Source organism: Xanthomonas sp. CFBP 8443 (genome assembly GCF_025666195.1).
Lineage (GTDB): Bacteria > Pseudomonadota > Gammaproteobacteria > Xanthomonadales > Xanthomonadaceae > Xanthomonas_A.
Map to the genome: position 1 here is coordinate 3,593,630 of NZ_CP102592.1, position 23,900 is coordinate 3,617,529.

Sequence of the window (23,900 nt, forward strand, 5' to 3'; positions counted from 1 at the left end):
ATGATCTGCTCCTGATCCGGATGAAGTGGCGCGCCTCAGCGCTGCGAGGCCGGCCGCGGCGCGGGCGGCGCCTTTTGCGGCAACTGCGCCTGGAAGTAGTCGTTGATCACCACGTGACTGAGATTGACGTTCAGCCCCGGCAACGACTGCGCGCGCGGATCGGGCGAAATCACCTGGGTGGTGTTGTGGCAGGCGAAACAGTTGTCCTGCGTGCTCTGCACCTGGGTAAAGGTCTCGATGGTGGAATTGGACAGCCGCATCGAGCCGGTGAGCAGCGGCGATGTGCCTCCCGTCGGCACGCACTCCAGGGACGAGCCGGGCTGGAAGGTGCAATTTGGCTGCAGCGCGTCCAACTGGTTGAACCAGATCGCACCGACCTCGAAGTAGTTCTTCCACACATCGTTCAACTGGCTCTGCGCCGAGGCGTTCATCGACATGATGTTGGGGATATTGCAGTCCGTCGCCCCGGGCGGACACGGCTTCTGCCCGCCGTACGGCACCATGCGGCACACCTGGGTGACCGGGCTCAGCGTCTGTGTCTGCGCATTCAAGGTCAGCGCACCGGAACCGGCTGCGTTGAGATTGCACTGCTTGAACGGCGTGCCGGCCTGATAGAACGTCCAGTCCTTGCCGGAGACGACGTCGTTCGGCTGCATCTTCTCCATCGGCTGCGGCAGGTCCGGCGCATTGGTCTGGTGTTCGAAGGTCGCCCAGATCATTTCCGGATGGCCGTTGACCGTGCCGCCGATATGGAAGCCGACCAACGCCACGGTCTGGGTTTCGCTGTCGGTGGTGGCGACGATCTTGCCTTTGCGCATGGCCAGCTTCGCGATCTGCGCTTGGCGCGTATAGAACGTCGACACGTCCTCGCCCGGCTGCACCACCTTCCACGCCACCTTCAGGGTCATGCTGTCCACCGGGAAGGCCTTTTGCGGATCGAATCCACGCAGCGCCTGCGGATCTTCCAGGTTGTTGCTGGCGATGAACTGGCCGAAGACGTCGTTGGAGTGGATCGAGTAATAGATCGCGCGTCCCTTGCGATCCACCAGCACGCCGTCCGGCCCCGCCTGATCGATCAGCTCCACGGTGCGCGCCTGCTGCGAGCGGCCGATCAATGGATCCAGCACGCCGTCGGCGACACCGCCGATGCCGTCGGTGGGCATGGTCAGGAAACGCGGTTGCCCTTGCACGTCCTGGGTCAGCCACAGGAACGCGTTCCACGACCACTGATGGAACTCGCAGTTGCTGCTGGACGCGAATCCGGCCGAATCCGGTGGCGGCGTGTTCGCGTGCGGAAACCAGTCGGCTTGCGGCAGGCATGCGGCCGACATGGGTCGGGTCGCCGTCGCCGACGGACGCGCCACAGGCGCAGGCCCCTGGTCTGGACCGGTGGGAGAATGGTTCACGGCCGAACACGCCATGACCAGGATGCAGGCAACCGCCGCGAACCCTATCGCACGCTTCATCGCATTCTCCTTCGGTGCTCGAAAGACAGCTGAAAAACGCCACTTCCATGACGGCGCGCGGCCATGCGGCAGCTCGCGATGCCGAACCGGCAAGCGCTGAAATATCTAGATCGGTTCCCCCATCGCAGGCACGATGACTCCCGTGAATCGCGTCATGTCATCGCGCGTATTTCCCTCGCCTGCGCAGCCAGCATGCGCCGCCGTCGCGCGTGCCCACAAGGCCATTTCGTAGACACACCGGATATCCCGTAGACAGTTGCATCCGGGTCGAGCACTTCGCGCCGGGCACGGCGGCGCGGTGGCGGTAGCCGAATCGATCGTGTGGCCGCGCGGAATGGAATGCGCGTCAATGCAATGCGTCCGACGCGCGCTTTCGCGAACACGGCTGCAGCGTGCAGGGAAGCGGCACGACATCGTTGTGCGCTTCGCCACGGCATCGGCATTCGCCTTCGCCGTTCGATACGACGCGATCCACATCGTGCCGCGCGCGCCGCGCAGCACGCGCAGCGGCGAGACGCTCACACGCCCATGTAGCGCCCGGAACGGTGGTTGAACATCAGCACCAGGCTCAGCACCACCGCGCCGATCGCCGAGTACAGCACCTGCTGCGGCGCCAGCACGAAGAACGCGATGAGCATCAGCGCAGCGTCGAAACTCATCTGCACCTTGCCCGCGCTCCAGCCGCGACTGCGCTGCAGGTAGACCGCCAGGATACCCACGCCGCCGAGACTGGCGCGATGGCGGATGAAGAACAGGATCGCCAGCCCGACCAGCGCACCGCCCACCAGCGCCGAGTACAGCGGCGTCATCGCCGAATACTGCGCCCAGCGCGGCAGCAGATCGGTCAGCGCCCCGCACGCGGCGACCGCGACGAAGGTCTTCAGGGTGAACTCCCAGCCCATGCGCCGCACCGACAGCCAATAGAACGGCAGGTTCACCAGCACGAACATCAGGCCGAAGTTCCAGCCCAGCGCGTAGTGCAGCAGGAACGCCACCCCGGCCATGCCGCCGATCATCAGCCCGCCCTGGGCGAACACCGCCAGGCCCAGCGAGGCCACCAGCGTCGCCAGCAGCATCCCCTGGACGTCTTCGGCCACGCTGTGGCGCAGCGCCTGCGCATCGAGCGCAGTGCCGGCCGAATCCGCCGGCGGCGTCAGCGGCCCGGAGGTGACGACGGTGCCGTCGTCGGGCAAAGGGTCCAGGTCCGGACGCAGATCGGAATCGGGGAGGCTCACGGGAATGGGCACGACGGGGGGTGCGGTATTAAACACCAAGCGGGGTGGTGGTTGCAGGTGAAACCGCCCGAACGCGCCGTGCCGGCATGGCCGCACGCGACATGTGATGCGACTGCCGGCGGCTGGGACGAAGCGCTAGGCGGAGCGCACGAGCACCATCACCGTGCTCACCGCCACGCTCGACAGCACCAGCAAGGCCGGCGGCCCGGCGATCGCCAGCCACGCCCAGGTCCACGCGGTGAAGCGTTCCTGCGCGCTTGCAGGCAAGCCGCGAGCCCGCTTGAGAAGGGCCAATCGCCGGTTGACCACCAGCAGCGGCAGCCACGCGCACAAGGCCAGCGATGCCAGTGGGGACGGCGACACCGCCAGCAGGCTCACGACGACATAGGCCAGGGCCGGCAAGCACCAGCCCAGCGCGCCGAAGCGATGCGGGCCGGTCAACCGATCCAGCGCGCGGAAACAGGCGAAGATCCAGATCAGCGAGAACACCGAACGCCACACCGGCGAGATGCGCCGGCGCCCGGAAATCAGGCGGATCGCCTGCCAGTTGCGGTAGAACCAGTACAGCGCATACCAGCCGAAGGTGGTGGCGCACAGTAGCGCCAGCTTGGCCGCCGACGGCGCGAACAGCGTGGACAGGGAATCAGTGGCAGAGGCCATAGCGGGCGCGGCGTCAGGCAGCGCGGCGGCGGGAACGGCGTAGGGGTTGTCTATTTGCATGCGTGGCACTCGGCCGATGCGTTTGTCGAATCGCGCCGCGTCGACCGCGGTCAGCGAGCGAAGGCGCGGCGCTGCCGCTTGTCCGCGTACATCTCCGCATCGGCGCGTTCGAGAAGTTCCTCCAGCGCCTCCGCGTCCAGATCCCGCCGGTTGCACAGGGCCAGGCCGAAGCTGGCCGACAGCGCGGTCGCGAACCCGTCGTCCTCGCCGGGCTTGGCAAGCGCCCCGCGCAGCGCATCGGTGAGCCCGCGCGCCTTCTCCGGCGTGGTCAGCGGCAGGTACAGCGCGAACTCGTCGCCCCCGCGGCGCCCAAGCAACTGGCCCGGCCGCAGACAGCTCCGGCACCGCTTGACGAAAGCACGCAAGGCCGCATCGCCGGCGGCGTGTCCGAACTGGTCGTTGATCGCCTTGAGGTTGTCCATGTCGGCGACGATCACCGCCAACGGACGTGGCTCCTGCGCAGCCAGTTGCAGATCGTTGAGCACCTGCTCCAGGAATCCCGTCCGCGACAGCGCCCCGGTCACGGGATCGCGCACCAGCGCATGGCGCAGTCGCGTGTTGTCGGCGTAGAGCCCGGGGACGGCCAAACCGAAGTAGCTGTTCGCCGCCAGGCTGATCATGGCGAACTGCAGCGCGAGCGCCTGCGCCTCGAGCCGCAGCAGCGGCGTGGCCAGTGCGATCAGCAGGCTGAAGGCGGCGATCGCCACCAGCGCCTGCAGCATTCCGTGGGTATGCACGATCCACAACTGGATCACCACCACCACGAACAACGCGAAGACCACCGCCGGCTGCCGCGGCAACGCGGCCGCGAGCCACATCACCGCCAGGGTGACGCCGAGCAGGAGCCCTAGCTTGACCAGATAGCCCGAGGCGCTTCCGCTCGGCGCGATCATTCCCGACAAGCGCGGGATGCCAGGCCGCGGCGCGATCTGCAGGGCCTCGGCCAGACGCAGCAGCGCGAGGATCGCTAGCGGGCCGAGCGCCAGCAGACCGGCGTAGTCGCCGATCGCCCACGGGATCGACTGGGCGAACATGGTCGGCAGGTCGATGGCGCCGGTGACGACCAGACCCGCGCCGCCCAGGCAGGCAGACAGCAGCGAGGCCACTCCGCCGCCCAGGATGAAGTAGGTGACCGCGCGCGGCAGGCTGGTCGAGGACATCCCCTGGCCGACCCGGCGCAGCAGCCAGGCCAGGCCGCCCCAGATGCAGAACTGTTGCGCGGTGAACAGCAGCGCGTACTGAAGGACTGCCCGATCGGGGACCACCGTGTGGCCGGTCGTGCGATAGAAGCTGAGCAGCGTGGCCAGCACGCACGCGATGGCGATCGCCGGCGCACCGCGCCAGCCAAGCACCATGAAGGCGGCCAACGTCACCGCCACCGGCGGGAACCACAGGCTAGCATGCGCCTGATATCCCAGGACCCGCGCCAACTCGAAGCCCGCCAGCCACGCCGCCACCAGCGCCGCCGACAGCACCAGCAGCGCGCCAGGACGGCGCGGCGCCGCGGCGCGCGTGCGGATCGGCGCCTCGGCGTCCCAGCCTGTCACCCATCCGCCTCCGGCCGGTCCCGGGCGGGAGCCGCGCCAGGGCCGACGAACGCCGTGACCGTGCTGTCGTCGCTGCCGCCCACCACCACCGACGCATCGGCGCACAGACGGATCGGCCAGCTCATGTTACCCGCGGCCCAGTTCCATTGCTCGGTGCCGTCACTCGCATCCCAGAGGGTGAACCCGCCGGGCGTGCCGTCGGGGTGGCCATCGGCCAGCCCCAACCAGCGCCCGCCGGGGTCGAACGCCAGGCAGTTGGGCGAGTGCTGGCTGGGTGACGTCCACTGCAGCTGTGCCGCGCTACCGGCATCGGCGAACACTGCGACGACGCCGCCCTGCGCGAGATTGCCGGCGATCGCGACCTTGTCTCCGACGCGATCGCAGGCCAGCCCGTAGATGGTCTTGGCGCCACCGGGCATCGGCACGCTCCAGACCGGCGCGGGCATACTCTGGAACGCGGCCACGTCGAAGGCGTACAGCGTGCCGTCGCTGGCGCCGGCATAGGCCCTGCGCCCATCGGCGGACAGCACCGCGCCATGCGTGTAGGCGCCGTTGGGCAACTGCCAGCGTGCCAGCGCCGCCGGGTGTCCGGACGCGATCGAGAACAGGATGATCTCGCCGTGATAGCTGGCCACCAGCCCGGTGGCGCCGTCGGCGGCGATGCCGGTGGCGACCACGGTGTCGCCCGCGGCGCTCAGCACAATGCACGCAGGCGCGGCGAAGGCCGCGTCGCCATCGCGGCAGAACAGATAGCCCTGCTCGGCACCGGCCAGCAAGGTCCGCCCGCAGCCATCCAGCGAAACCATGTTGCCGCGGCCTGGAAGCGGAAACGACAGCAGCTCCTCGCCGCCCGGGACCGTCCAGGCCCCGATGAAGCCCGCATACGGATCCTGGCTCTTCCAGCCGCAGCTCGCCACGGTGCCCCCGTCCGCCGCGACATCGACCCAGTACACGCCCTGCCAGCCGTCGAATTCCTTCGCCAGCAGCGGCTTGCCGGCACGATCCCAGACGTAGGTGCCGAAGCACCCGTCCTGGTTGTCGCGCACGTCGCTGCGCGTGGCAGCAGGCGCCAAGCGTTCGAAGATCTTGTGCTGGTCGACGGGCACGGCGTCCAGCCCGGCGATCTGCGACACGCCGCCATAGTCGTGGAAGAAGGTACCGGCGGCGATGACATCGCCATCGTCGGACACCGCCACCGAATTGATGTAATAGCCGGCGTGCGGCTGCGTGGACCAGAGCACTTCAGGCGCGTCGTTCACGCAGACTTTCTCCCTTCGGTTGAAGCGTCCTCGATGGACCCTGCGAGCATGTGGCTGAAAACACGACACCGGTTGACGAACTGGATATAACCGGGATCACGTCGATTCCGTGTCATCGTGCCCTGCGCCTGCCCCGGCGATCGCCGGCCAGGCCGGCTCAACGCACCTCGGCGATCTCCACTCCGTCCATGCCCTGCGCCAGGGTCTTGGCATCGCCGCCCTGGGCCAGCTTGATGCGCAGGCGCACTTCGTTCTGCGAGTCGGCGTGGCGCAGCGCGTCCTCGTAGCTGATCTCGCCGGCCTGGTACAGCTCGAACAGGCTCTGGTCGAAAGTCTTCATGCCCAAGTTGGTGGATTCCTTCATCACGTCCTTGAGCTTGTGGATCTCGCCCTCGCGGATGTAGTCCTGCACCAGCGGCGTGCCGAGCATGATCTCCATCGCCACGCGGCGGCCCTTGCCGTCGGGGGTCGGGATCAGCTGCTGGGCGACCACGCCGCGCAGGTTCAGCGACAGGTCCATCAGCAACTGGCCGCGGCGGTCCTCGGGGAAGAAGTTGATGATGCGGTCCATCGCCTGGTTGGCGTTGTTGGCGTGCAGGGTGCACAGCACCAAGTGGCCGGTTTCGGCGAAGGAGATCGCGTGGTCCATGCCTTCGCGGGTGCGCACCTCGCCGATCATGATCACGTCCGGCGCCTGGCGCAGGGTGTTCTTCAGCGCGTTCTCCCAGCTGTCGGTATCGATGCCGACCTCGCGCTGGGTGATGATGCAGCCCTCGTGCTTGTGCACGAACTCGATCGGGTCTTCGATGGTGATGATGTGGCCGGTGGAATTCTGGTTGCGGTAGCCGATCATCGCCGCCAGCGAGGTCGACTTGCCGGTGCCGGTGGCGCCGACGAAGATGATGATGCCGCGCTTGGTCATCGCCAGGGTCTTGATCACCGGCGGCAGGTTCAGCTCGTCGACGGTGGGGATGCGCGTCTCGATCCGGCGCAGCACCATGCCGACCTGGTTGCGCTGGTAGAAGCAGCTGACGCGGAAGCGCCCCACCCCGGCCACGCCGATGGCGAAGTTGCACTCGTGGGTCTTCTCGAACTCCTCGCGCTGCGCCGGCGTCATCACGTTCAGCACCAGGTCGCGGCTCTGCTGCGAGGTCAGCGGCGTCTGCGTGATCGGAGTGATCTTGCCGTGCACCTTGATCGCCGGCGGCATGCCCGAGGTGATGAACAGATCCGACGCCTTCTGGTGCGCCATCAGTTTCAGGAACGAGGTGAAGTCGATGGTGCTCATGGTTTGAGGCTCCGGGACCGGGGACCGGGGACCGGGGACCGGGAACAGCCGCGGCTGCCCCCTTCCCGCCACCCGAGTCTTCCACGATCCACTCAGTGGAAAATCACGTCGCGTCGCTGTTGCTTCCGGGTCCCCGGTCCCTGGTCCCCGGTCCCCGCTTCACTCGAAGACCCGCTTGTCCTTGGCGTACTCGCGGGCCTGGTTGCGGGTGATCAGGCTGCGCTTGACCAGGTCCTGCAGGTGCTGGTCCAAGGTCTGCATGCCGGTCTGCTGGCCGGTCTGGATCGCCGAATACATCTGCGCCACCTTGTCCTCGCGGATCAGGTTGCGGATCGCCGGGGTGCCGACCATGATTTCCCACGCCGCGGTGCGGCCCCCGCCGACCTTCTTCAGCAGCGCCTGCGAGATCACCGCGCGCAGCGATTCGGACAGCATCGAGCGCACCATGGGCTTTTCGCCGGCCGGGAACACGTCGATGATGCGGTCGATGGTCTTGGCCGCCGAACTGGTATGCAGGGTGCCGAACACCAGGTGGCCGGTTTCCGCGGCGGTCAGCGCCAGGCGGATGGTTTCCAGGTCGCGCAACTCGCCGACCAGGATGATGTCCGGGTCCTCGCGCAGCGCCGAGCGCAGCGCCTCGTTGAAGCCGTGCGTGTCGCGGTGCACTTCGCGCTGGTTGATCAGGCACTTCTGCGAGGTGTGCACGAATTCGATCGGATCCTCGACGGTGAGGATGTGGCCGTATTCGTTCTTGTTGATGTAGTCGATCATGCCGGCGAGCGTGGTCGACTTGCCCGAGCCGGTCGGCCCGGTGACCAGGATCAGGCCCTGCGGCTGGTCGATCAGCTGGCGGAAGATCGGCGGGCAGCCCAGGTCTTCCAGGGTCAGCACTTCCGAGGGAATGGTGCGGAACACCGCGCCGGCGCCACGGTTCTGGTTGAACGCGTTGACGCGGAAGCGCGCCAGGCTGGGAATCTCGAACGAGAAGTCGACTTCCAGGAACTCTTCGTAGTCGCGGCGCTGCTTGTCCGACATGATGTCGTACACCAGCGCGTGCACCTGCTTGTGGTCCAGCGCCGGGATGTTGATGCGGCGCACGTCGCCATCGACCCGGATCATCGGCGGCAGGCCGGCGGACAGGTGCAGGTCGGACGCTTTGTTCTTGACCGAGAACGCCAATAGTTCAGCGATATCCATACGCTGCTTTTCCCCTTGGGCTGCGACTGGAAGGATGATTCCCCGGGCGGCAGTATAGCGCCCTTCCCCGTTGCCAGAAGCGCCGCCCGTGCCCCTCTCTTCCCTGCAGCAGATCCGCCTGGACATGGACCGCGCCGCGGCGTCCGCGCAGCGTCCCCACGCCCGCCTGCTGGCGGTGTCCAAGACCCAGCCGGCCGCGGCGATCGCGGCCCTGGCCGCGCAGGGGCAACACGCCTTCGGCGAGAACTACGTGCAGGAAGCGGCGGGCAAGATCGCCGAGCTCAAGCCGCTGGCGCTGGAATGGCACCTGATCGGCCACCTGCAGTCGAACAAGGCCGAGCAGGCGGCCGCGCTGTTCGACTGGGTGCAGACGGTGGACCGGCGCAAGCTGGTGGACGCGTTGGCCCGGCATCGCCCGGCGCAGCGGCCGCCGCTGAACGTGCTGATCCAGGTCAACATCGACGACGAGACCAGCAAGCACGGCTGCGCGCCCGGCGAGGTGGACGCGCTGGCGGAGGCCATCGCCGCGCAGCCGACGCTGCGCCTGCGCGGGCTGATGGCGATCCCGGCCCCGTTCCCCGAAGAGGCGTTGCGGCGCGCCGCGTTCCAGCGCATGCGCGCCCTGCTCGACGGCCTGAATACGCGGTACCCGGATGCCGACACGCTGTCGATGGGCATGAGCGGCGACTTCGCGCTGGCCATCGCCGAGGGCGCGACGATGGTGCGGGTGGGGACGGCGTTGTTCGGGGCGCGAGGCGTCGGGACTGGGGACTCGGGACTCGGGACGCGATAAAAGCGGGCGTCGGGCATCCACAGCTCGTGCAGTTGCTATCTTTCGCTTCCCATCCCCCGTAACCGCCAGCCGCCATGACCCCACCGAGCCCCGAGTCCCGAGTCCCCAGTCCCGGCCCCATCGCCTTCATCGGTGGCGGCAACATGGCGCGCAGCCTGATCGCCGGGCTGGTCGGCCAGGGCGTCGCGCCGGACGCGATCCGTGTCGCCGAGCCGGTGCAGGCGCTGCGCGAGGCGCTGGCCGCCGACTACGGCGTGCACGCCGTCGCCGCCGCGGCGGAAGCGGCCGACGGCGCGGCGGTGTGGGTGTTCGCGGTCAAGCCGCAGGTGCTGCGCAGTGTGTGCGACGACCTGGCCGCGCTGGCGCAGCAGCAGCGGCCGCTGCTGCTGTCCATCGCCGCCGGCATCACCGCCGGCCAGCTGGACCGCTGGCTCGGCGGTGGGCACGCGCTGGTGCGGGCGATGCCGAACACGCCGGCGCTGCTCGGCGCCGGGGTCACCGGCCTGTTCGCCAACGCGCAGACCGGCGCCGCGCAGCGGCGCCAGGCCGAACAGCTGCTGGCCGCCGCCGGGGTCACGGTGTGGGTCGAGGACGAGGCGCTGATCGATGCGGTCACCGCGGTCTCCGGCAGCGGCCCGGCCTATGTGTTCCTGCTCGCCGAAGCGATGGAAGCGGCCGGCATCGCGCAGGGCCTGCCGGCCGAGGCGGCGCGCACGCTGGTGCTGCAGACCGTGCTCGGCGCGGCGCGCATGCTCACCGAATCCGGCGAGGCGCCGAGCGAATTGCGGCGGCGGGTGACCTCGCCCAACGGCACCACCCAGGCCGCGATCGAGACGTTCCAGGCCGGCGGCTTCGAAGCCCTGACCGCCGCCGCCATCGCCGCCGCGGCCAGGCGCGGCCGCGCACTGTCCGCCGCCAACGACTGATCTTGGAGCCACCGATGCGCTGCCTGCCTGTCGCCCTGCTGCTCTGCCTCGCCCTGGCCGCCTGCTCGGCACAGGAAACGCCACGTCCGGCCGCACCGATGGCGCCCGCGCCGGCGCAAACCGACTTCGGCGCGCTGCGCGTGCACTACAACGCGCTGCCGACACTGGCGATGAGCGAGACGGTGGCGCGGCGCTACGGCATCGAACGCGACGCCGACACCGCGCTGGTGATGATCGCGCTGCGCCGCGTGCAGGGCGGCGAAGAACTGCCGGCCAGTGGCCAGGTCAGCGCCGTCGCGACCGACCTGAGCGGACGCCGGCAACCCATCGCCTTGCGCGAAGCGGTCACCGACGCCTATACCGACTATGTCGGCACGGTGCGCATCAGCGAGCACGACCAGCTGAATTTCCAGGTGGATGTGCGCGGCGCCGACGGCGCGGGTACGGTGCGCTTCGCCCGCACGTTCTAGCGCGTCGCCGCTCCCTGGGTTGCCGCCGCTGCCCCTTGTAGGAGCGGCTTCAGCCGCGACAGGCGTTACCGGCAACGCCTGTCGCGGCTGAAGCCGCCCCTACAATGTCCTGCGCTTTTTCCTGATGCTCAGGGCGCTGTCCAGCGCTGCGCGCCTTCGCCTTGCGCGCCCAGCGCGTCGGCGGGATTGCTCAGGCGGCAGCGGCGCAGCGACAGGCAGCCGCAGCCGATGCAGTCGGTGAGCTGGTGGCGCAACTGGGTCAGCTGCAGGATGCGCGCGTCCAGTTCCTGCCGCCATGCCGCCGACATCCGCGCCCATTCCGCACGCGTGGGCGTACGCGCGTCGGGCAGCTGTGCGAACGCGGCCTTGATGCTCTCCAGCGGCACGCCCACGCGCTGCGCGACGCGGATCACCGCCAGCCGGCGCAGCACGTCGCGCGCATAGCGGCGCTGGTTGCCGGCGGTGCGCAGGCTGTGGATCAGGCCCTTCTTCTCGTAGAAATGCAGCGCGGACACCGCCACCCCACTGCGTTCGGCGACCTGGCCCACGCTCAGTTCCTGGTGCATCGGTTGACCTCGAGTTAGGTTGAGGTTGCATGCTGCGCGCCCATCGCCTGCCGCGCAACACCGCGCCGGCAGGCGAGCATTCCGTCTTGAGGTCGCACCGATGAACCAGCACGCTTCACCCGCAGGCGACCGCCGCGACGGCACACTGCCGGCGATGGCATCCGTCCGCACCGCTCCCGCCACTTCCGATTCGGTCCTTTCGCCGCGCTACCGCGCCACCACGCTGGGCATGGTCGCGCTGGTGTCGCTGATCGCCTTCGAGGCGCTGGCGGTGGCGACCGCGATGCCGACCGTGGCGCGCGAACTGGACGGGCTGCGGCTGTACGCGCTGGCGTTCGGCGGCACCCTGGCCACCAGCGTGATCGGCATGACCGTGGCCGGGCGCTGGAGCGACCTGCGCGGTCCGGCGGCGCCGTTGTGGACGGGCCTGCTGTGCTTCGTCTGCGGGCTGCTGCTGGCCGGCTTCGCCGCGTCGATGCCGATGCTGCTGGCCGGGCGGCTGGTGCAGGGCCTGGGCGCCGGCGCGATCTCGGTGGCGCTGTACGTGCTGGTCGCACGCATGTATCCGCAGGCGATCCGGCCTCGCATCTTCGCCGCGTTCTCCGCCGGCTGGGTGGTGCCGTCGCTGATCGGGCCGAGCATCAGCGGCCTGATCGTCGAGCACGTCGGCTGGCGCTGGGTGTTCCTGGCGGTGCCGCTGCTGGCGCTGCCGTCGGCGGCGCTGTTGCTGCCGGCGCTGCGGCGTCTGTCGCCGCCGCCGACGGCGGCGCGCTCCGGTTCGGCGCCGCTGCTGTGGTCGATCGGCGCCGCAGCTGGCGTCTGCCTGCTGTACCTGGGCGGCCAGCAACAGGGCGTTGCGGCGGCGGCCACGGTGCTGCCGGCCTTGGCGCTGCTGCTGACCTGCGCGTGGCGGCTGCTGCCGCGCGGCACCTTGCGCGCCGCGCGCGGGCTGCCCAGCGTGATCGCGCTGCGCGGTATCGCCGCCTCGGCCTTCTTCGGCTGCGAAGCGTTCCTGCCGCTGCTGCTGTCGCGCGAGCGCGGCCTGTCGCCGACCTGGGCCGGCGTGGCGCTGAGCGTGGGCGCGCTGGGCTGGTTCGCCGGCTCCTGGCACCAGGGCCATCACGGCCGCGACGGCACGCGGCTGCGCGGGCTGCGCGTGGGCAGCGCTCTGATGACGCTGGGCGTGGCGGTCACCGCGCTGGCGCTGCTGCCGGCGGTGCCCGCCGCCGTGGCGATCGGCGGCTGGACCGCCACCGGCCTGGGCATGGGCCTGATCTACCCGACCCTGTCGGTGCTGACCCTGACCCTGTCGCCGCCGGCGCAGCAGGGCGCCAACAGTTCGGCGCTGCAATTGAGCGAGGCGATCGCGGTGGCGACCACGCTGGCGATCGGCGGCTCGCTGTTCGCCGCGCTGCTGGCGCAGTCGGTGACGGCGGCCTACCTGTCCACCTTCGCGGTGGCCGCGCTGCTGGCGCTGCTCGGGCTGGGCATCGCCGGCCGCACCCAGGCGGCGGCGCCGCGCTAGCGCCGGCGTTACTGGCGCTGCGCCCAGGCCTGCACGATGGCCGCGATCGCGCGCACGCCGTCGGTCAATGCCGCCGGGCCGGGCTGCATGATCAGCGGCGACTTGATCTCGAACAGCTGGCCGTCGCGCACCGCCGGGATCGTCGCCCAGCCCGGCCGCGCGGCCACGCGCTCGGGACGGAAGCGCTTGCCGCACCACGAGCCGAGGATGATGTCCGGCGCGCGCCGCACCACCTCGTCGCCGTTGGCCAGGATCCGCGCCTTGGCCAGCGGCTCGGCCGACAGTTCCGGGAACACGTCGTCGCCGCCGGCGATGCGCACCAGTTCGGCGACCCAGCGGATGCCGGTGATGATCGGCTCGTCCCATTCCTCGAAGTACACCTTCGGCCGCCGCGGCAGCGCGTCGGCCTGCGCGGCGATCGCAGCCAGCCCGCGCTCAAGGTCGTCGGCGTAGGCCTGCGCACGCGCGCCGGCGCCGACCAGCGCGCCGAGCCGGCGGATGTAGTCGAGGATGCCGTCGACGCTGCGGTGGTTGGCGATCCACACCTCCACGCCATTGCGGATCAGCTCGGCGGCGATCTCGGCCTGGATGTCGGAAAAGCCGATCGCCAGGTCCGGCTGCAGTTTCAGGATCTCGCCGATCTTGGCGCTGGTGAAGGCGCTGACCTTGGGCTTGTCGCGCCGCGCCTGCGGCGGGCGCACGGTGAAGCCGCTGATGCCGACGATGCGGTCCTGCTCGCCGAGCGCGTACAGCGTCTCGGTGGGTTCCTCGGTCAGGCAGACGATGCGCCGCGGGCCCATCTCAGTCCACCACCGGCATGCGGAAATACACCACGCGCTCGGTTTCCTCGAAACCGCAGGCGCGGTGCGCGGCCTGCGCCGCGGCGTCGTCGATCAGCGCATCGGAGGCCAGTTCGCTGCAGCCCTGCGCGCGGGTCCAGTCCAGCACTTCGCGCAACAGCGCGCGGCCGACGCCGCGGCCGCGCCATTGCGGCGCCACGTACCAGCCTTCCAGAAAGCCCACCGGCGAACTGTCGGTGCCGTTGACGTAGTCCTGGCGCAGGGTGGCGTCGGCGAAGCCGATCGCCTGGCCGTTGCCGTCGAAGGCCAGGAAGTTGGCCGCATCCTCGCGCTGCAAGGCTTCGGCCACGCCGCCGAACGCGTCGCTCTCGTCCGGCCACAACGCCATCCGCAGCGCCGCCCACACGCGCAGGTCGGCGGCACCGGCGGCGCGTACCGAAAAGGCATCGCTCACGGGAACAGCATCCGCTTGGACCAGTAGCCGGCGGCGTCGGCATCGTAGCGCCAGCGCTCATGCAGGCGGAACTTGCCGCCGTACCAGAACTCGAAACTGCGCGGCACCACGCGGAAGCCGCTCCAGCCGTCCGGGCGCGGCACCTCGCGGCCCTCGAAGCTGGCTTCGGCCTTGGCCACGCGCTCCTCGAATTCCTCGCGCGACTGCAGGGTCCGCGACTGCGCCGAGGCCCACGCGCCGATCTGGCTCATGCGCGGACGCGAGGCGAAGTACGCATCGGCCTCGGCGGCGGCGACCAGTTGCACCTCGCCGTCGATGCGCACCTGCACGCCGTCCTCGCGCATGCGCCGCCACAGGAACAACAGCGAAGCCTGCGGATTGGCCTGCAACTCGCGGCCCTTCTGGCTGTCCAGGTGGGTGTAGAACACGAAGCCGCGCGCGTCGTAGGACTTCAGCAGCACCACCCGCGAGGACGGCCGCGCCTCCAGCGTGGCCGAGGCGACGACCATCGCGTTGTATTCGGCCTCGTCGCTGCCGCGCGCCTCGGCGAACAGGTCGGCGAACGTGGACAGGGCTTCGGCGTAGAGATCGGGCATGGCGACAAGGCACTCGGCGGACGATGCGCCATTGTCGCGCCATGCACGGCGCGACGCACGTGCCGCCGCGGCCGGCCTGCGCCGATGGCGTCTCTGCTAGCATCGGCGGATGAATCCCGCCCCCAATCTCGTGCTGGTCGGCCCGATGGGAGCCGGCAAGAGCGTCATCGGCCGGCGCCTGGCCGAGCGCTTCAGCCTCGTCTTCGTCGACAGCGACCAGGCCATCGTCGAACGCACCGGCGCCAGCATCGCCTCGCTGTTCGAGCATGCCGGCGAAGCCGGCTTCCGCGAACACGAGCGCGCGGTGCTGGAAAGCGTGCTGAGCACGCCCGGCCATCTCATCTCCACCGGCGGCGGCGCGGTGCTCGACGCCGACAGCCGCCGCGAGATGCGCGAACACGGGTTCGTGGTGTACCTGCGGGTCAGCGTGGCCTCGCAGCTGCAGCGCCTGCAGCGCGACCGCAGCCGGCCGCTGCTGCAGCGCGGCGACCGCGAACGGGTGCTGCACGAGCTGCACGCGGTGCGCGAGCCGCTGTACCGCGAAGTCGCCGACCTGATCCTGGACACCGACCACCTCAATCCCGCCGAAGCCACCGCGCAGCTGGTCGTGCGCCTGGCCGCGTCGTGGAAGCTTCCGGAACCCACTGCATGACTGTTTCCCTGCGCACGGTCCAGGTCGATGGCGACCCGGCCTACACCATCCACATCGGCCCCGGCCTGCTCGACGACGGCAGCCGCCTGGCCGAACACGTGCGCGGCCGCCACGTGCTGCTGCTCAGCGACAGCAACGTCGCCCCGCTGTATGCCGCGCAGGTGCGCGGCGCGCTGCTGGCGGCGCGCCCGGAGCTGAAGATCGGCGCGCTGGTGATCCCGGCCGGCGAGGCCTCCAAGACCCTGGACAGCTTCGGCGCGGCGATCGCCGCGCTGGCCGAACTCGGCGCCACCCGCGACGCCTGCGTGCTGGCGTTGGGCGGCGGCGTGGTCGGCGACCTGGCCGGCTTCGCCGCGGCCTGCTGGATGCGCGGGGTGGACTGCGTGCAGCTGCCGACCACGCTGCTGGCGATGGTCGATTCCTCGGTCGGTGGCAAGACCGCGGTGGACATCGCACAGGGCAAAAACCTGGTCGGCGCGTTCCACCCGCCGCGCGCGGTGCTGGCCGATACCGCCGCGCTGCGCAGCCTGCCGCCGCGCGAACTGCGCGCCGGCCTGGCCGAGGTGATCAAATACGGCGCGATCCGCGACCCGCTGTTCTTCGAATGGCTGCACGCCGAGCGTCGCGCACTGCTGGACGCCGAGCCGGCCGCGCTGGCGCAGGCGATCGCGCGCAGCTGCGAGCACAAGGCCGAGATCGTGGCCCGCGACCCGCTGGAGAAGGGCGAGCGCGCCCTGCTCAACCTCGGCCACACCTTCGGCCACGCGATCGAGACCGAACAGGGTTACGGCGCGCCTGGCAACGACAACCTCAACCACGGCGAAGCGGTGGCGGTGGGCATGGTACTGGCGGCGGAACTGTCGGCGCAGCTGGGCATGGCCACGGCGCAGGACAGCGCGCGGCTGCGCGCGCTGCTGGCCGACTTCGAGCTGCCCACCTCGCTGCCGGCCGGACTGGCGCCGCAGGCGCTGCTGGAACGGATGCGGCTGGACAAGAAGAACATTGCCGGGCGCCTGCGGCTGGTGCTGTGGCGCGGCATCGGCCATGCCGAGGTGGTCCCGGACGTGGACGAGGCGGCGGTGCTGGCGGTGCTGGACGCCGCGGTGCGGGCCGCGGCGTAGCGCAGCCTGCCGCGCCGAGGCATCCATCGGCCTCGCGGCCGGCTCGCCGCACCTCCCTGTGGGAGCGACTTCAGTCGCGACGAGCGAAGCGTGGGCCTTACGCCGCCGGACAGCGCCGGGACCGAAGTCCCTCCCAGAGCATCCAGCCAGCATGCGCGCGTGCCCTCACGGCGCCCGGGGCGCAGGCCTGCACCAAGACGCGCTCGCCCCGGGATGTCGCGCATCGTCCATTGGTTGAGCGCGCCGGCACATGCACGCATCGCGCCGGCCGGCTGCCGCGGCCGCCCGACGCCCGCGGCACGGACGTCCTCCCCGCTTCCCTACCCGTCCCCCAACGCGCGGCCGGCGCCGACGCCGCGGCGACCGGCTATCGGTACAATCGGCGGCATGCGCGTCTTCCTACAGCAACGCCCCGGCGGCAACGAGCCGCCCCGCTACATCCAGCTGACCCTGCAACCGGACCTATTCGGCAGCTGGGAGCTGTTGCGCGAGAGCGGCCAGATCGGCGGCCGCGCGCAGCTCAAGCGCGAGCAATACCTGCTGCAGGACGAGGCCCACGCCGCCTTCGAGAAAGCCCGCGATGCGCAAATCAAGCGCGGCTTCCAGGTCATGTTCACCCGCGGCGCCGACGCCCCGCGCTAAGGAAACCCCCATGCTCAAGAACGACCGCCTGCTGCGCGCGCTGCGCCGCGAGCCCGTGGACCAGACCCCCGTGTGGCTGATGCGCCAGGCCGGGCGCTACCTGCCCGAGTACCGCGCCACCCGCGCCCGCGCCGGCAGCTTCCTGGCCATGGCCAAGACCCCGGACCTGGCCTGCGAGGTGACCCTGCAGCCGCTGGCGCGGTTCCCGCTGGACGCGGCGATCCTGTTCTCCGACATCCTCACCATCCCCGATGCGATGGGCCTGGAGCTGTATTTCGTCGAAGGCGAAGGCCCCAAGTTCAAGCACCCGGTGCGCGATGCGGCGGCGATCGCCCGGCTCGGCGTGCCGGACATGGAGACCGAACTGCGCTACGTGATGGACGCGGTGCGGGTGATCCGCCGCGAACTGGACGGCAGCGTGCCGCTGATCGGCTTCTCCGGCAGCCCATGGACGCTGGCCTGCTACATGGTCGAGGGCGGCGGCAGCGACAACTACGCGCGGATCAAGGCCATGGCCCTGAACGAGCCGGCGGCGCTGCACCAGTTGCTGTCGGTCAACACCGATGCGGTGATCGCCTACCTGGCCGCGCAGCGCGCGGCCGGCGCGCAGGCGCTGCAGGTGTTCGACACCTGGGGCGGCGTGCTCAGCCCGGCGATGTACCGCGAATTCTCGCTGCCCTACCTGCAGCGCATCGCCCGCGAACTGCCGCGCGGCGACGGCGAGCAGCGCACCCCGCTGATCCTGTTCGGCAAGGGCAACGCGCCGTACCTGGAAGAGTTGGCTGCCTCCGGCGCCGAAGGCCTGGGCGTGGACTGGACCGTGGACCTGGCCGAGGCCGCGCGCCGCACCGGCGGCCGCGTGGCGCTGCAGGGCAACCTCGACCCGGCCACGCTGTACGGCTCTCCGGCGGCGATCGAACGCGAGGTGCAGCGCGTGCTGCACAGCTACGCCGACGGCAACGGCTCGGCGGACGGCCATGTGTTCAACCTCGGCCATGGCCTGTCGCCGGACATGCAGCCCGAGCACGTAGGCGCGCTGGTCGCCGCGGTGCAGCGGCACAGCCGCCGCGCGCAGGCGTAGCGTCCGCCATTTTGCAGTCGGGACTGAAGTCCCTCCCACAGTGCACCCGGCCGGCTTGCTGCGTGTGCCCTGCAGGAGCGGCTTCAGCCGCGACGAACGAAGCTGCGGACCCAACGACTGCAGGCATCGGTCGGGGCTGAAGCCCCTCCTACAGTGCACCCGGCCAGCTTGGCGCAAGCTCCCTGTAGGAGCGGCTTCAGCCGCGACGAACGAAGCGGCGGACCCGACGGCTTCGGACAGCTTCGGCACGAAGCCCCGTACAGCCCGAAGACAGCACGCCGCGCGACGCGCCTCGATCCACCATCGCAGCAGCGCTGCACTGTTCACCTCGCGCCACAACCGCCCGCTGCTGCACGACGCCGCCACGCGATCTGCGCGATCCTATGCACCCCCCGCGTTGCCGTGCGTACCGATGTCCGCGCCCTCCCCCGATCCGATCTCCGTTCCGAACTACCGCAGCTTCCGCCCGCTGCTGTGGCTGGTGTCGCTGGCCATCTTCATGCAGATGCTGGACGCGACCATCGTCAACACCGCGCTGCCGGCGATGGCGCGCAGCCTGGGCGAGAGCCCGCTGCAGATGCAGTCGGTGGTGTTCAGCTACGCGCTGGCGGTGGCGATGTTCATCCCCGCCTCGGGCTGGATCGCCGACCGCTACGGCACGCGCCGCACGTTCCTGGCCGCGATCGTGCTGTTCACCCTCGGCTCGCTGCTGTGCGCCGCCGCGCCGCGACTGCCCTATCTGGTCGCCGCGCGCGTGCTGCAGGGCATCGGCGGGGCGATGCTGCTGCCGGTCGGGCGGCTGGCGGTGATGCGTTCGGTGTCGCGCGAGCAGTTCCTGAGCGCGATGAGCTTCATCGCGATCCCGGCGCTGATCGGGCCATTGATCGGGCCGACGCTCGGCGGCTGGCTGGTGCAGGTGGCGTCGTGGCACTGGGTGTTCCTGATCAACCTGCCGATCGGCGCGATCGGCTTCGTCGCGGCGCTGAAGGTGATGCCGGATTTCCACGGCGAGCAGCGCACCCGCTTCGACCTGATCGGCTACGCGATGCTGGCCTTCGGCATGGTCGCGCTGTCGCTGGCGCTGGATGGCATCTCCGAGCTGGGCCTGCGCCATGCGTTCGTGATGCTGCTGGCGATCGCCGGCCTGGCCGCGCTGATCGGCTACTGGCTGCACGCGGCCAGCGCCACCGCGCCGCTGTTCCCGCTGCACCTGTTCAAGGTGGTGAGCTTCCGCATCGGCATCCTCGGCAACCTGTTCGCGCGCGTGGGCAGCGGCAGCATGCCGTTCCTGATCCCGCTGCTGCTGCAAGTTGGCCTGGGCATGAGCCCGATGCGCGCGGGGCTGATGATGGTGCCGGTGGCGCTGGCCGGCATGGCCGCCAAGCGCGCGGCGGTGAAGCTGGTGGAGCGCTACGGCTACCGGCGGGTGCTGATGACCAACACCGTGCTGGTCGGCGTGGCGATGGCCAGCTTCGTGCTGTTCGACGCCGGCCAGGCGCTGGGCTGGCGGTTGCTGCAGCTGGCGCTGTTCGGCGCGGTCAACTCGCTGCAGTTCACCGTCATGAACACGGTGACCCTACGCGACCTGGACAGCGACCAGGCCAGTGCCGGCAACGGGCTGCTGTCGATGGTGATGATGCTGGCCACCGGCTTCGGCGCCGCGGCCGCGGGCAGCCTGCTGGCGGCCTTCAACACCCACCTCGGCGACACCCACGGCGCCACCGCGGCGCTGCACGCGACCTTCGTCTGCGTCGGCGCGATCACCCTGACCTCGACGCTGATCTTCTGGCAACTGCCCGATACCCGGCCGCATCCCAAGCAGGTGGAAGAGGTGGCTGAGTAGTCGGGACCGGGGACCGGGGACCAGGGACCCGGGGGGAAATCCTGTGGCGGCAGGTCTTACGCGGCCAACGAAGCGATCAGACGGAGCATCAAGCTTCTCCGGATCCCCGGCCCTCGCCTGGTTCCGCCGCCGTTCCGGGTCCCTGGTCCCCGGTCCCCGGTCCCGGCTTCACCGCCGCCTCGATCGCCTCGGCCAGCATGTCGCCGGTGACCGGCTTGCGCAGGAAGCCGTCGAAGCTGGCCGCGCGCGCCTGCGGTTCGGCGTCGGCGTCGGCGCGGGCGGTGACCGCGATCAGCGGCATCTCGTAGCCGAACACGCGCAGTTGCCGCGCCAGCGCCAGGCCGTCCAGGCCGGGCAGGTCCAGGTCCAGCAAGGCCACGTCGAAGCTGCCGCCGGCCACTTCGGTCAGTGCCGCCAGTGCGTGCGCGGCGTGGGTGATGTGGTGGCCGCGCGCGCTCAGCAGGCCGCTGACGACCTCGGCGACGGTGGGGTCGTCCTCGACCAGCAGGATGCGCAGCGGCCGGGTCGCGGCCTGGGTCTCGCGCCCGCCGCGGGTGCCGGCCTGCAGCGGTTCCGGGATCCACGGCAGCGGCAGGTCGACGATGAAGCGGGTGCCGACGCCGAGCTTGCTGTGCAGTTCGACGCGCCCGCCCATCGCCACCGCCAGCTCCTGGCAGATCGCCAGGCCCAGGCCGCTGCCGCCGTAGCGCGCGGCGGTGCGCGGGCCGTCGGCCTGCTCGAAGCGCTGGAACAGCCGCGCCTGCTGTTCGGCATTGATGCCCGGGCCGGTGTCGGCGACCTCGAAGCGCACGCCCTGGTTGTCGTGCAGCGGCGCCACGCGCAAGGTCACGCTGCCGTGATCGGTGAACTTGATCGCGTTGTTGAGCAGGTTCAGCAGGATCTGCCGCACCCGGGTCGCATCGCCGCTGGCGGTGACCTCGGCCGGCATCGCGTTGTCCAGCGCGAACGCCAGGCCGCGGCTGTGCGCCATCGGCGCCATCATCGCCTCCAGTTCGGCGATCAGCCGTCCCAGGTCGAACGGTTGCTGGTCCAGTTCCAGGCGCCCGGCCTCGATCCGCGCCAGGTCCAGCGCGTCGTTGACCAGGCGCAGCAGGTGCGCGCCGGCGCCGCGGATCGATTCGGTGTAGCCGCGCTGCTTGGGATCCAGCGGCGTGGCCAGCAACAGTTCGCTCATGCCCAGCACGCCGGTCATCGGCGTGCGCACCTCGTGCCCGAGCGTGGCCAGGAAGCGGGTCTTGGCCAGCGATGCCTGCTCGGCCAGCTCCTGCTTGTGCAGCGCCAGTTGCCAGGCGTTGCGCCGGCGCAGGCGCCGCCGGTACAGGTACGACGCCAGCCACAGCGCCAGCAGCGCCAGCACCGCCAGCCCGGCCATGCCCCAGGGGCTGCGCCACCACGGCGGCAGCACGCGGAAGCGCAGCGTGGTGACCTTCGACCACACCTTGTCGGCGGTGCGCGCCTGCATCTCCAGGGTGTAGTGGCCGGACGGCAGGCGCGAGAACAGGCGCTCGCCGCTGGCGCCGACGTCGACCCAGTCCGGGTCGTAGCCGCTGAGCCGGAACCGGTAGGTGTTGGCGTCGGTGTCGGAGAACGACAGCAGGCGGGCCACGACGTGCAGGTCGCGGTCGCCTTCCTGCAGCGCGATGCTGCCGGCATGCAGCAAATCCAGCGCGCGCTCGCCGCGGCGCACGCCGATGCGCTCGATCACCAGCGGCGGCTGCCGCCGCGACGGCACCACCTGGGTCGGCTCGAACAGCACCACCCCATCCGGGGTGCCGCCGAGGATCTGTCCGCTGCGCGCCTGGGTCAGGGTCTGCGGGCGGAATTCCTGGTTGGGCAGGCCGTCGTGCACGCTGTAGGAGCGGATCGCCTTGCTCGCCGGATCGACCCGGATCAGCCCGCGCACGCTGCTCAACCAGGCCACGCCGCTGGCATCGACCACCACGCCGTTCGGCGCCAGCGACGGAAACTCCTGCTCGGCGTCGATGCGGTCGAGCAGGCTGAGCCGCGCGCCGTCCCACAGATAGCGTTCCAGGCGGCCGAGGCTGGCCAGCCAGACCACATTGCCGTCGGTGATGGTGAAGGCGCTCAGCGCCCGCGCCGGCGCGCCCGGCACCGGCGCGAAACGCTCGCTGGTCGCATCCCAGGCCAGCACGCCGTGCTGGCCGAGCAGCCAGGGCTGGCCCAGCGGGCCGGGCCGGGCATCGTCCACGGTCAGCTCCGCCGGCAGCCCGTCGGCGCCCGGGGCGATGTTGCGCAGCACGTGTCCGTCCAGGTCGCGGACCTGGGCGCCACCGATCTCGCCGAACAACCACACGCGGCCGTCGCCGCTGAGCATCATCCGGTCGACCTCGCCGGGCATCGGCGCGTCGGCGCCGTCCTGCTTGCCCCAGCGCCGCACCTCGCCGCTGGCCGGGTCGTAACGCAGCACCCCCGTCGACGCCGCCGCCCAGACCCGGCCCTGGCCGTCCTCGACCAGCGCCCGCGACCAGTCGCGCCCGAACAGCGCGGTGATGTGGTGGCGCACCGTCCCCGTGGCAGGATCCAGCTTGTCCAGCATGCCGCGCGTGCCCGCCAGCCACACCCCGCCATCGCGCGAGGCGGCGGTCGCGATGACGTAGGGATTGCCCATCGAGTCCGGGTCGTCCACCCGATGCGACAGCACCGAGAACTGCCGCCAGTTGGCCGGCAGGTACCACAGGCCGGCGTTGAAGCTGGCGAACCACAGATCGCCTTCGCGGTCCTCGAACGCCAGCGACCAGTTGGGCTTGACCAGGCCGTGCGCGGAGTTGCTGTACAGCGGCACGTTGTGGATCTGCCCGGCGTCGCTCTCGCGGCCCAGGCCGTCGAGGGTGTCGAACCAGCGATTGCCGTGGCGGTCGTGGACCAGCATGCCCAGCACGCTCTCGCTGGGCATGTTGCTCCAGTACGGCGCCACCACGCTGCCGTCGGCGCGCAGCAGGCGCGCACCGCCCTGGCTGGCCACCCACAGCGTGCCGTCGCGCTCGGGGGTCAGGCCCAGCACCTCGGGCCGCGGCAGCGCCGAGGCCGGCAGCCGTTCGAAGTCGTGCCCGGTCCAGCGCGCCACGCCGCCGCGGGTGCCCACCCACAGCGTGCCGTCAGGCGTGGTCGCCAGGGAGATCACCGCCGGCGACGGCAGGCTGCGCTCGTCGCCCGGCATCGGCATGTAGCGGCTCAGCGTGCCGTCCGCGCGCAGCCGGTCCAGGCCGCCGTTGGCGGTGCCGAACCAGATGCTGCCGTCGGGCGTGGAGGCGATCGCCCACACCGTGCCGCCGCCGATCTGCGGATAGTTGCTGCGGTCGTAGTAGCGGAACGTGCGCCGGTCCGCCGAGAGCATGCCCATGCCGGCATTCTGGGTGCCGAACCAGACCCGGTTCTGCGCGTCGACGTGCACGGTCCAGATCTTGTTGTCGCGCAGCCCGTCCTCGACCCGCCAGATGCGGTAGCCGCGGCCGTCGAACCGCGCCAGGCCGTCGCTGCTGGCCAGCCACAGGTAGCCGAGCCTGTCTTCGGCGAAGCCGTTGATGCTGTTGGACGGCAAGCCGTCGGCCACGGTCAGCTGGCGCGGCTGCGGCGTCGGCGGCACCGCCGCGGCGGCCGCCGCCGACCACAGCAACAGCAGCCACCCCAAGATCCTTCTCGACCGCATCGTCGTCTCCCTGTGCGTGGGCTGCGTTGTC

At 70.5% G+C, this 23,900-nt stretch carries 21 protein-coding genes; 9 read left to right on the forward strand and 12 right to left on the reverse strand.

Annotation, left to right across the window (positions count from 1 at the left end; translation table 11 throughout):
* Positions 1-35: 35 nt before the first annotated feature.
* The 7 genes from NUG20_RS15100 to NUG20_RS15130 all read right to left on the reverse strand — a co-directional run bounded on the left by NUG20_RS15100 (position 36) and on the right by NUG20_RS15130 (position 8,712).
* A complete protein-coding gene (locus NUG20_RS15100) occupies positions 36-1,331 on the reverse strand; it encodes a hypothetical protein (protein ID WP_263395266.1) in 1,296 nt (431 codons plus the stop codon).
* 653 nt (positions 1,332-1,984) lie between these two features.
* On the reverse strand, positions 1,985-2,701 hold the full coding sequence (locus NUG20_RS15105; protein WP_263395267.1) for a YitT family protein: 717 nt from the start codon (positions 2,699-2,701) through the stop codon (positions 1,985-1,987).
* A 135-nt stretch (positions 2,702-2,836) separates the two neighbouring features.
* Positions 2,837-3,361, reverse strand: coding sequence for an MFS transporter permease (locus NUG20_RS15110; protein ID WP_263395268.1), 525 nt, complete (start codon positions 3,359-3,361; stop codon positions 2,837-2,839).
* Positions 3,362-3,471: 110 nt separating this feature from the next.
* Complete coding sequence (locus NUG20_RS15115; RefSeq protein WP_263395269.1) at positions 3,472-4,968, reverse strand: GGDEF domain-containing protein; 1,497 nt, start codon at positions 4,966-4,968, stop codon at positions 3,472-3,474.
* Positions 4,965-6,296, reverse strand: a complete 1,332-nt coding sequence (locus NUG20_RS15120; protein ID WP_263395270.1) for a WD40 repeat domain-containing protein — start codon at positions 6,294-6,296, stop codon at positions 4,965-4,967. Before NUG20_RS15120 ends, NUG20_RS15115 begins: the two co-directional genes overlap by 4 nt.
* Before the next feature lie 88 nt (positions 6,297-6,384).
* Positions 6,385-7,515, reverse strand: a complete 1,131-nt coding sequence (locus NUG20_RS15125) for a PilT/PilU family type 4a pilus ATPase (protein WP_263112813.1) — start codon at positions 7,513-7,515, stop codon at positions 6,385-6,387.
* A gap of 159 nt (positions 7,516-7,674) precedes the next feature.
* Positions 7,675-8,712 carry a type IV pilus twitching motility protein PilT gene (locus NUG20_RS15130; protein ID WP_185815705.1) on the reverse strand — a complete coding sequence of 346 codons (1,038 nt, stop codon included), beginning with the start codon at positions 8,710-8,712 and terminating at the stop codon, positions 7,675-7,677.
* An 88-nt stretch (positions 8,713-8,800) separates the two neighbouring features.
* On the opposite strand from NUG20_RS15130, the gene NUG20_RS15135 reads away from it, so the two are divergent.
* From NUG20_RS15135 to NUG20_RS15145, 3 genes are all read left to right on the forward strand, one after another.
* Positions 8,801-9,505, forward strand: coding sequence for a YggS family pyridoxal phosphate-dependent enzyme (locus NUG20_RS15135; protein ID WP_263395271.1), 705 nt, complete (start codon positions 8,801-8,803; stop codon positions 9,503-9,505).
* A 74-nt stretch (positions 9,506-9,579) separates the two neighbouring features.
* Complete coding sequence (gene proC / locus NUG20_RS15140) at positions 9,580-10,431, forward strand: pyrroline-5-carboxylate reductase (RefSeq protein ID WP_263395272.1); 852 nt, start codon at positions 9,580-9,582, stop codon at positions 10,429-10,431.
* 14 nt (positions 10,432-10,445) lie between these two features.
* Positions 10,446-10,901 carry a DUF4426 domain-containing protein gene (locus NUG20_RS15145; RefSeq protein WP_263395273.1) on the forward strand — a complete coding sequence of 152 codons (456 nt, stop codon included), beginning with the start codon at positions 10,446-10,448 and terminating at the stop codon, positions 10,899-10,901.
* A 128-nt stretch (positions 10,902-11,029) separates the two neighbouring features.
* Here NUG20_RS15145 and soxR read toward each other — a convergent pair whose 3' ends face one another.
* On the reverse strand, positions 11,030-11,467 hold the full coding sequence (soxR, locus tag NUG20_RS15150; RefSeq protein WP_263395274.1) for a redox-sensitive transcriptional activator SoxR: 438 nt from the start codon (positions 11,465-11,467) through the stop codon (positions 11,030-11,032).
* 154 nt (positions 11,468-11,621) lie between these two features.
* On the opposite strand from soxR, the gene NUG20_RS15155 reads away from it, so the two are divergent.
* Complete coding sequence (locus NUG20_RS15155) at positions 11,622-12,992, forward strand: MFS transporter (RefSeq protein ID WP_263398495.1); 1,371 nt, start codon at positions 11,622-11,624, stop codon at positions 12,990-12,992.
* 8 nt (positions 12,993-13,000) lie between these two features.
* Here NUG20_RS15155 and NUG20_RS15160 read toward each other — a convergent pair whose 3' ends face one another.
* From NUG20_RS15160 to pdxH, 3 genes are read right to left on the reverse strand one after another with little or no spacing between them, the layout of a single operon-like run.
* Positions 13,001-13,792 (reverse strand): cobalamin-binding protein, encoded by a 792-nt coding sequence (locus NUG20_RS15160; RefSeq protein ID WP_263395275.1) that lies wholly within the window; start codon positions 13,790-13,792, stop codon positions 13,001-13,003.
* Between the two features lies 1 nt (position 13,793).
* The gene (gene aac(6'), locus NUG20_RS15165) at positions 13,794-14,246 is read right to left on the reverse strand and encodes an aminoglycoside 6'-N-acetyltransferase (protein ID WP_263395276.1); all 453 of its coding nucleotides are present in this window, start codon (positions 14,244-14,246) and stop codon (positions 13,794-13,796) included.
* Positions 14,243-14,842, reverse strand: a complete 600-nt coding sequence (gene pdxH, locus NUG20_RS15170; RefSeq protein WP_263395277.1) for a pyridoxamine 5'-phosphate oxidase — start codon at positions 14,840-14,842, stop codon at positions 14,243-14,245. The genes aac(6') and pdxH overlap by 4 nt, the downstream gene beginning before the upstream one ends.
* A 109-nt stretch (positions 14,843-14,951) precedes the next feature.
* Here pdxH and NUG20_RS15175 point away from each other — a divergent pair, with 109 nt between their 5' ends.
* From NUG20_RS15175 to mdtD, 5 genes are all read left to right on the forward strand, one after another.
* On the forward strand, positions 14,952-15,494 hold the full coding sequence (locus NUG20_RS15175; RefSeq protein ID WP_263395278.1) for a shikimate kinase: 543 nt from the start codon (positions 14,952-14,954) through the stop codon (positions 15,492-15,494).
* Complete coding sequence (aroB, locus tag NUG20_RS15180) at positions 15,491-16,615, forward strand: 3-dehydroquinate synthase (protein WP_263395279.1); 1,125 nt, start codon at positions 15,491-15,493, stop codon at positions 16,613-16,615. Before NUG20_RS15175 ends, aroB begins: the two co-directional genes overlap by 4 nt.
* A gap of 387 nt (positions 16,616-17,002) precedes the next feature.
* Positions 17,003-17,257 (forward strand): WGR domain-containing protein, encoded by a 255-nt coding sequence (locus NUG20_RS15185; RefSeq protein WP_179566308.1) that lies wholly within the window; start codon positions 17,003-17,005, stop codon positions 17,255-17,257.
* A gap of 10 nt (positions 17,258-17,267) precedes the next feature.
* Positions 17,268-18,338, forward strand: coding sequence for a uroporphyrinogen decarboxylase (hemE, locus tag NUG20_RS15190; protein WP_263395280.1), 1,071 nt, complete (start codon positions 17,268-17,270; stop codon positions 18,336-18,338).
* Between the two features lie 412 nt (positions 18,339-18,750).
* Entirely contained in the window at positions 18,751-20,181 is a 1,431-nt protein-coding gene (gene mdtD, locus NUG20_RS15195; RefSeq protein WP_263395281.1) for a multidrug transporter subunit MdtD, read from the forward strand.
* An 88-nt stretch (positions 20,182-20,269) separates the two neighbouring features.
* On the opposite strand, the gene NUG20_RS15200 is transcribed toward mdtD, so the two are convergent.
* The gene (locus tag NUG20_RS15200; protein WP_263395282.1) at positions 20,270-23,851 is read right to left on the reverse strand and encodes a hybrid sensor histidine kinase/response regulator; all 3,582 of its coding nucleotides are present in this window, start codon (positions 23,849-23,851) and stop codon (positions 20,270-20,272) included.
* Between the last annotated feature and the right edge of the window lie 49 nt (positions 23,852-23,900).

Coding starts and splice junctions, on each gene's coding strand:
- NUG20_RS15100 (WP_263395266.1), bottom strand. CDS start 1,331: ATGTCGGCCGCATGCCTGCCGCAAGCCGACTGGTTTCCGCACGCGAAC.
- NUG20_RS15110 (WP_263395268.1), bottom strand. CDS start 3,361: ATGGCCTCTGCCACTGATTCCCTGTCCACGCTGTTCGCGCCGTCGGCG.
- NUG20_RS15125 (WP_263112813.1), bottom strand. CDS start 7,515: ATGAGCACCATCGACTTCACCTCGTTCCTGAAACTGATGGCGCACCAG.
- NUG20_RS15130 (WP_185815705.1), bottom strand. CDS start 8,712: ATGGATATCGCTGAACTATTGGCGTTCTCGGTCAAGAACAAAGCGTCC.
- proC (WP_263395272.1), top strand. CDS start 9,580: ATGACCCCACCGAGCCCCGAGTCCCGAGTCCCCAGTCCCGGCCCCATC.
- NUG20_RS15145 (WP_263395273.1), top strand. CDS start 10,446: ATGCGCTGCCTGCCTGTCGCCCTGCTGCTCTGCCTCGCCCTGGCCGCC.
- soxR (WP_263395274.1), bottom strand. CDS start 11,467: ATGCACCAGGAACTGAGCGTGGGCCAGGTCGCCGAACGCAGTGGGGTG.
- NUG20_RS15155 (WP_263398495.1), top strand. CDS start 11,622: ATGGCATCCGTCCGCACCGCTCCCGCCACTTCCGATTCGGTCCTTTCG.
- NUG20_RS15160 (WP_263395275.1), bottom strand. CDS start 13,792: ATGGGCCCGCGGCGCATCGTCTGCCTGACCGAGGAACCCACCGAGACG.
- pdxH (WP_263395277.1), bottom strand. CDS start 14,842: ATGCCCGATCTCTACGCCGAAGCCCTGTCCACGTTCGCCGACCTGTTC.
- NUG20_RS15175 (WP_263395278.1), top strand. CDS start 14,952: ATGAATCCCGCCCCCAATCTCGTGCTGGTCGGCCCGATGGGAGCCGGC.
- aroB (WP_263395279.1), top strand. CDS start 15,491: ATGACTGTTTCCCTGCGCACGGTCCAGGTCGATGGCGACCCGGCCTAC.
- NUG20_RS15185 (WP_179566308.1), top strand. CDS start 17,003: ATGCGCGTCTTCCTACAGCAACGCCCCGGCGGCAACGAGCCGCCCCGC.
- hemE (WP_263395280.1), top strand. CDS start 17,268: ATGCTCAAGAACGACCGCCTGCTGCGCGCGCTGCGCCGCGAGCCCGTG.
- mdtD (WP_263395281.1), top strand. CDS start 18,751: ATGTCCGCGCCCTCCCCCGATCCGATCTCCGTTCCGAACTACCGCAGC.